The following is a 6,099-nucleotide window of genomic DNA, read 5'->3' on the forward strand; positions in this document are numbered from 1 at the left end:
GTAGTTGTCGTGCACCAGATTGTCCGGGTGGCGTACGGCAATGCTGACCATGGTCAGGCTCAGGCCCACCGGGGGTGGGCTGGGTCATAAGGTAAGCACGACTGCTCAGGCAGATATGAAACCCTGTGGGAGCGGGCGTGCCCGCGAAAGCGTCAGGCCTGAAAACACCTTTGCCTGAGCTACCGCATTCGCGGGCATGCCCGCTCCCACAGGGATTTGCGATGATGCTACTGTTGGTGCTCGGCACCTTGCAGGGCTTCGTCACCCAGCTGCAAGGTCACACCATGCTCCACTTTTTCCTCTTCGAACAAGCGCCACACCTGGCCCCCTTCGCTGCCCAGCAGTTCCACAAAGCGCCGCCCGTCGACCTTGTCCTCCAACTGCCCCACATAGCGCCCCGCGTCGACCCTGCTCAGCAGCACCCTGCGGTCCTTCTCCGGCTGCGTGGGCGAAATCAGGTTCAGCTCCAGGTTTTGCGGGCCGCTGCTGCCGGTCAGGCGCAGGTCCACTTCGCCGGTCAGCTCGTCCAGGTGCACGCTGGCTTTCAGGCCCAGCTGCTGCGCCAGCAGCTCGCGGTCCAGCGAGCGGTTGATGCCTTTGCCTGCCTCGTAGTAGTTGTCGTTCACCAGATTGTCCGGGTTGCGTACGGCAATGCTGACCATGGTCAGGCTCAGGCACACCGAGGTGGTGAGGATACCAATGATGATCCAGGGCCAGAGGTGCTTGTACCAGGGGCTGGCGGCAGTGGCGGCAGGCATTGTGCGTTATCTCTCTTAGCGGATCTGTGGGCCGATGAAGCGGCTCTTGGCTTCAACCTGGGCGTCGCTGTCGTCGGCGCTCTTGAGGGTGAAGGTGATTTCATTGGTGGTCGATGGCAGTTTCTCGGGGGCGACCGACAGCTGCACCGGCAGGCTGACGATATCACCGGCAGCCACGCGGATTTCGCGCTGGCCTTCGAGCTTGAGGTCCGGCAGGCCGACGGCATCCAGCACGTACACATGGTCGCGCTGGTCCTTGTTCATTACCTTCAGGCTATACACGTTCTCGATCCGGCCCTGGGCGTTCTCGCGGTACAGCACGCGGTCCTTGCTGACGTCGAAGCCAACCAGCGAACGGGTGGCAAAGGCGGTCGCCAGGCCGACAATCATCACCAGCAGCACCGCGGCATAGCCGATCAGGCGCGGGCGCAGCATGTGGGTTTTCTGCCCGGACAGGTTGTGCTCGGTGGTGTAGCTGATCAGCCCTTTGGGGTAGTTCATCTTGTCCATGATGCTGTCGCAGGCGTCGATGCACGCCGCGCAGCCGATGCACTCGATCTGCAGGCCGTCACGGATGTCGATGCCGGTAGGGCAGACCTGCACGCACATGGTGCAGTCGATGCAGTCGCCCAGGCCCTGGGCCTTGTAGTCGGCGTCTTTTTTACGTGGCCCGCGGGTTTCGCCACGGCGCGGGTCGTAGGACACGATCAGCGTGTCCTTGTCGAACATCACGCTCTGGAAGCGGGCGTAGGGGCACATGTACACGCACACTTGTTCGCGCAGCCAGCCGGCGTTGCCGTAGGTGGCGAGGGTGAAGAAACCGACCCAGAAGTAGGCCCAGCCATCGGCCTGGCCTGTAAAGAATTCGATGACCAGCTCGCGGATGGGCGAGAAGTAGCCGACAAAGGTCATGCCGGTGACAAAGCCGATTAGCAGCCACAGGCTGTGCTTGGCGAACTTGCGCAGGAACTTGTTGCCGCTCATGGGGGCTTTGTCGAGCTTCATGCGCTGATTGCGGTCGCCTTCGGTGACCTTTTCGCACCACATGAAAATCCACGTCCACACGCTTTGCGGGCAGGTGTAGCCGCACCACACACGGCCTGCGTACACGGTGACGAAGAACAGGCCGAAAGCGGCGACGATCAAAATGCCCGACAGCAGGATGAAGTCCTGCGGCCAGATGGTGGCGCCGAAGATGTAGAACTTGCGTTCGGGCAGGTTCCACCATACGGCCTGGTGGCCGCCCCAGTTCAGCCACACGGTGCCGAAGTACAGCAGAAACAGCACTGCACCGCCGACCATGCGCAGGCGGCGGAACAGGCCAGTGAAGGCGCGGGTGTAGATCTTTTCCCGGGAGGCGTAGAGGTCGACGGAATCCTTCCCTTTGCTGGCAGGCGGGGTCACATCATGTACCGGAATTTGCTTGCTCATCATCAAGTCCCACGGCAGTGGAGAAACGCCGCAGCCAGTGCGTGCCGGCCGCAGTCTCGCGCAATCTGCTAGCGCTCTGCGGTCCATGATACGCCGCTGATGGCAGTATGGGGCCGCACTGCGACCTTTAGTCGCGTTGGGTTCGTGGTATGAATCGTGTTATGGCGGGTGTCAATTGATCCAGGTCATCCTGGGTGGCATTTGCCGGCCCTTTCGCGGGGCAAGCCCGTTCCCACAAGTCACCCGTTGTTCCGGATTCGGTGGTGTACCTGTGGGAGCGGGCTTGCCCCGCGAAGAGGCCAGGCCTGCTTACTCGGCCTTGGCCTGCGCCTGATCCCGTTGCGACAGGCTGTAGACATAAGCGGCCAGCAAATGCACCTTGTCGTTACCCTGCAGCTGTTCTTGCGCCGGCATCTGCCCTTGGCGACCATAGCGAATGGTCTGCTGCAACTGGGCAAAGCTCGAGCCGTAAATGAACGCCTGTGGGTGGGTCAGGTTCGGGGCACCCATGGCTGGGGTACCTTTGCCTTCTGGCCCGTGGCAGGCCACGCAGTTGGCGGCGAAGATCTTCTGCCCGTTCTCGGCATCGGCCTTCGCGCCCTCAGGCAGTGTGCGGCCATCGAGTTTGCTGACCACGAATGCAGCCACGTCGGCCACGCCCTGATCACCGATCACTTCAGCCCAGGCTGGCATTACGCCGTGGCGGCCGCCCATGATGGTGGTCTTGATGGTTTCCGGCTCGCCGCCCCAGCGCCAGTCGTTGTCGGTCAGGTTAGGGAAGCCGAAGGCACCCTTGGCATCGGAGCCGTGGCACACCGAGCAGTTGGAGGCGAACAGCCGCGCGCCCATTTTCAGCGCCTGAGGGTCCTTTGCCACCTCCTCGATGGGCATGGCGGCGAACTTGGCGAAGATCGGCCCGAAGCGAGCGTCGGCCTTGGCCATTTCCTTTTCCCACTCGTGCACGCCGGTCCACCCCGCCTGGCCGTTGGAAAACTCGGTCTGCTTGTCGTTATCCAGGTACGAGTAGCCCGGCAGGATGCCTTTCCAGTTGCCCAGGCCCGGGTACAGCACCAGGTAGCCGAGGGCAAAGATGATGGTGCCGACGAACAGCCAGAACCACCATTTTGGCAGCGGGTTGTCATATTCCTCGATGCCATCGAAGGCATGCCCGACGGTTTCGTCGGTCACCTCTTCGCGCTGGCCCTTGCGGGTCGACAGCAACAGCCAGGTCAACGAGAAGATGGTGCCCAGGGTCAGGACGGTAACGTACAGACTCCAGAAGGTTGTCATTGTTTTTTGCTCCCAGAAGCTTTTGCTTGCTCGACGTGCCGGGTGGCCTCGGGGTCATCCGCGAAGGGCAGTTGGGTCGCTTCGTCGAAGTCCTTTTTACGCCGTGGGTTGAACACCCACAGCGCCAGGCCCACGAAGGCCACCATCACCACGACGGTGCCCAGGCCGCGAATCATCCCGATATCCATCAGCGTCACCGTTTGCTCTTGATGATGGTGCCAAGACCCTGCAGGTACGCGACGATGGCGTCCATTTCGGTCTTGCCCTTGACCGCGTCACGCGCGCCGGCGATGTCGGCATCGGTGTACGGGGTACCGAGTGTGCGCAGCACTTCCAGCTTCTTCGCGGTGTCCTTGCCGTCGAGCTTGTTCTCGACCAGCCACGGGTAGGACGGCATCTTCGACTCCGGTACCACGTTGCGCGGGTTGTACAGGTGCGCGCGGTGCCAGTCATCGGAGTAGCGGCCACCCACCCGGGCCAGGTCCGGCCCGGTGCGCTTGGAGCCCCACAGGAACGGGTGGTCCCACACGCTCTCGCCGGCCACCGAGTAGTGGCCGTAGCGCTCGGTTTCGGCGCGGAACGGGCGGATCATCTGCGAATGGCAGCCTACGCAGCCCTCGCGGATGTAGATGTCGCGGCCTTCTACCTCCAGCGCGGTGCGCGGCTTCATGCCTTCAACCGGTTTGTTGGTGACGTCCTGGAAAAACAGCGGGACGATCTGGGTCAGGCCACCGACGCTGACGGCGATGACCATGAAGAAGGCCAGCAGGCCTATGTTCTTCTCGACGGCTTCATGCTTCATCAGTGCGCTCCCACAACGACGATCTTGGCGGCTTCTTCAGCCTGTGCCGGGTTGGCGGCACGTACGGTACGGAACACGTTGTAGGCCATCAGCAGCATGCCGCTGGCGAAGAACGCACCGCCCAGGGCGCGGACGATATAGCCAGGGTGGCTGGCCTGCAGGGCTTCGACGAACGAGTAGGTGAGCGTGCCGTCATCGTTGATGGCGCGCCACATCAGGCCTTGGGTGATGCCGTTGACCCACATCGAGGCGATGTACAGCACGGTGCCGATGGTGGCCAGCCAGAAGTGCGCGTTGATCAGGCCGATGCTGTGCATCTGCTCGCGACCGTAAAGTTTCGGGATCATGTGGTACACGGCACCGATCGAGATCATTGCCACCCAGCCCAGGGCGCCGGCGTGGACGTGGCCGATGGTCCAGTCGGTGTAGTGCGACAGGGAGTTCACGGTCTTGATGGCCATCATCGGGCCTTCGAAGGTGGACATGCCGTAGAACGCCAGGGACACGACCAGGAAGCGCAGGATCGGGTCGGTGCGCAATTTGTGCCAGGCACCGGACAGGGTCATCATGCCGTTGATCATGCCGCCCCAGCTTGGCGCCAGCAGGATGATCGACATCACCATGCCCAGCGACTGCGCCCAATCGGGCAGCGCGGTGTAGTGCAAGTGGTGCGGGCCGGCCCAGATGTACAGGGTGATCAGCGCCCAGAAGTGCACGATCGACAGGCGATACGAGTAGATCGGCCGCTCGGCCTGCTTGGGCACGAAGTAGTACATCATCCCCAGGAAGCCGGTGGTGAGGAAGAAGCCCACGGCGTTGTGGCCGTACCACCACTGGATCATTGCGTCGGTGGCACCGGCGTAGGCCGAGTACGACTTGAACAGGCTCACCGGCAGCGAGATGTGGTTGACGATGTGCAGCATCGCGGTGACCACGATGAAGGCACCGTAGAACCAGTTGCCGACATAGATGTGCTTGGTCTTGCGCTTGACGATGGTGCCGAAGAACACCAGCCCGTAGGTGACCCAGACGATGGCCAGCAGGATCGCCAGCGGCCACTCGAGCTCGGCGTATTCCTTGGTGGTGGTGTAGCCCATCGGCAGGGTGATCAGCGCGCCGACGATCACCGCCTGCCAACCCCAGAAGGTGAAGGCGGCCATGCTGTCGGAGATCAGCCGGGTCTGGCAGGTGCGCTGGACCACGTAGTAGCTGGTGCCGAACAGCGCACAGCCCCCGAAGGCGAAGATCACCAGGTTGGTGTGCAGCGGGCGCAGGCGGCCGAAGCTGGTCCAGGGCAGGTCCAGGTTCAGTTGCGGCCATACCAGCTGCGAGGCGATGAAGACGCCGAGGCCCATGCCAAGGATCCCCCAGACCACCGTCATGATGGCGAACTGGCGGACGACCTTATAGTTATAAGCAGTCGGACTGATTGCTGTGCTCATTCTAAGGTTCCACGGTTTTGATGTTCTTGTTGGTCGAAAAATCGGCGCCAGTATTGATAACCAGCAAGGCTACTGCAACGCAACTTTGGTACGCCGACCCGTGTCCGGGCCCGTTCACTGATGTCCCGCAGCGAATGGGTCCGGACGATTGTACACAAATAAATATTTGTAATGTGTACCGTTTTTCACCTTTTTCTGATCGATCGGTCAAGCTTTTTCAGGGGCGGCGACAGGCTATGCGCCGCGTCTGCTTCAGTCCTTTCGGAGCGAAGCCCACTGAGGCAACAAGCTTAGTTGTGTTCGCTATGGTCGCCAAGGGCAGATGCCGGCGCAGGCCGATATCCAGGGCAATGACAAGGTGCACCTGCTGGCGGCT

The 6,099-nt window shown here is 61.9% G+C and carries 6 protein-coding genes and 1 pseudogene; 1 reads left to right on the plus strand and 6 read right to left on the minus strand.

From position 1 onward, the window contains the following. Positions 1 to 227: 227 nt before the first annotated feature. From AC07XM_RS30755 to ccoN, 6 genes are all read right to left on the minus strand, one after another. Positions 228 to 758 carry a FixH family protein gene (locus AC07XM_RS30755; protein WP_016488344.1) on the minus strand — a complete coding sequence of 177 codons (531 nt, stop codon included), beginning with the start codon at positions 756 to 758 and terminating at the stop codon, positions 228 to 230. A gap of 15 nt (positions 759 to 773) precedes the next feature. Then, positions 774 to 2,189: a cytochrome c oxidase accessory protein CcoG gene (ccoG, locus tag AC07XM_RS30760; RefSeq protein WP_060519318.1), complete on the minus strand. Its 1,416-nt coding sequence runs from the start codon at positions 2,187 to 2,189 to the stop codon at positions 774 to 776. Positions 2,190 to 2,498: 309 nt separating this feature from the next. Continuing rightward, positions 2,499 to 3,479, minus strand: coding sequence for a cytochrome-c oxidase, cbb3-type subunit III (gene ccoP / locus AC07XM_RS30765; RefSeq protein WP_016488342.1), 981 nt, complete (start codon positions 3,477 to 3,479; stop codon positions 2,499 to 2,501). Continuing rightward, complete coding sequence (locus tag AC07XM_RS30770) at positions 3,476 to 3,667, minus strand: CcoQ/FixQ family Cbb3-type cytochrome c oxidase assembly chaperone (RefSeq protein WP_024718181.1); 192 nt, start codon at positions 3,665 to 3,667, stop codon at positions 3,476 to 3,478. The genes ccoP and AC07XM_RS30770 overlap by 4 nt, the downstream gene beginning before the upstream one ends. Before the next feature lie 5 nt (positions 3,668 to 3,672). Next, a complete protein-coding gene (gene ccoO / locus AC07XM_RS30775; protein WP_016488340.1) occupies positions 3,673 to 4,281 on the minus strand; it encodes a cytochrome-c oxidase, cbb3-type subunit II in 609 nt (202 codons plus the stop codon). Further along, positions 4,281 to 5,723 (minus strand): cytochrome-c oxidase, cbb3-type subunit I, encoded by a 1,443-nt coding sequence (gene ccoN, locus AC07XM_RS30780; RefSeq protein ID WP_016488339.1) that lies wholly within the window; start codon positions 5,721 to 5,723, stop codon positions 4,281 to 4,283. Before ccoN ends, ccoO begins: the two co-directional genes overlap by 1 nt. A gap of 298 nt (positions 5,724 to 6,021) precedes the next feature. On the opposite strand from ccoN, the pseudogene AC07XM_RS30785 reads away from it, so the two are divergent. Next, positions 6,022 to 6,099: pseudogene (locus tag AC07XM_RS30785) on the plus strand (hypothetical protein); the annotation flags it as partial.

The sequence above is a fragment of the Pseudomonas sp. GW460-LB5 genome, from assembly GCF_059423245.1.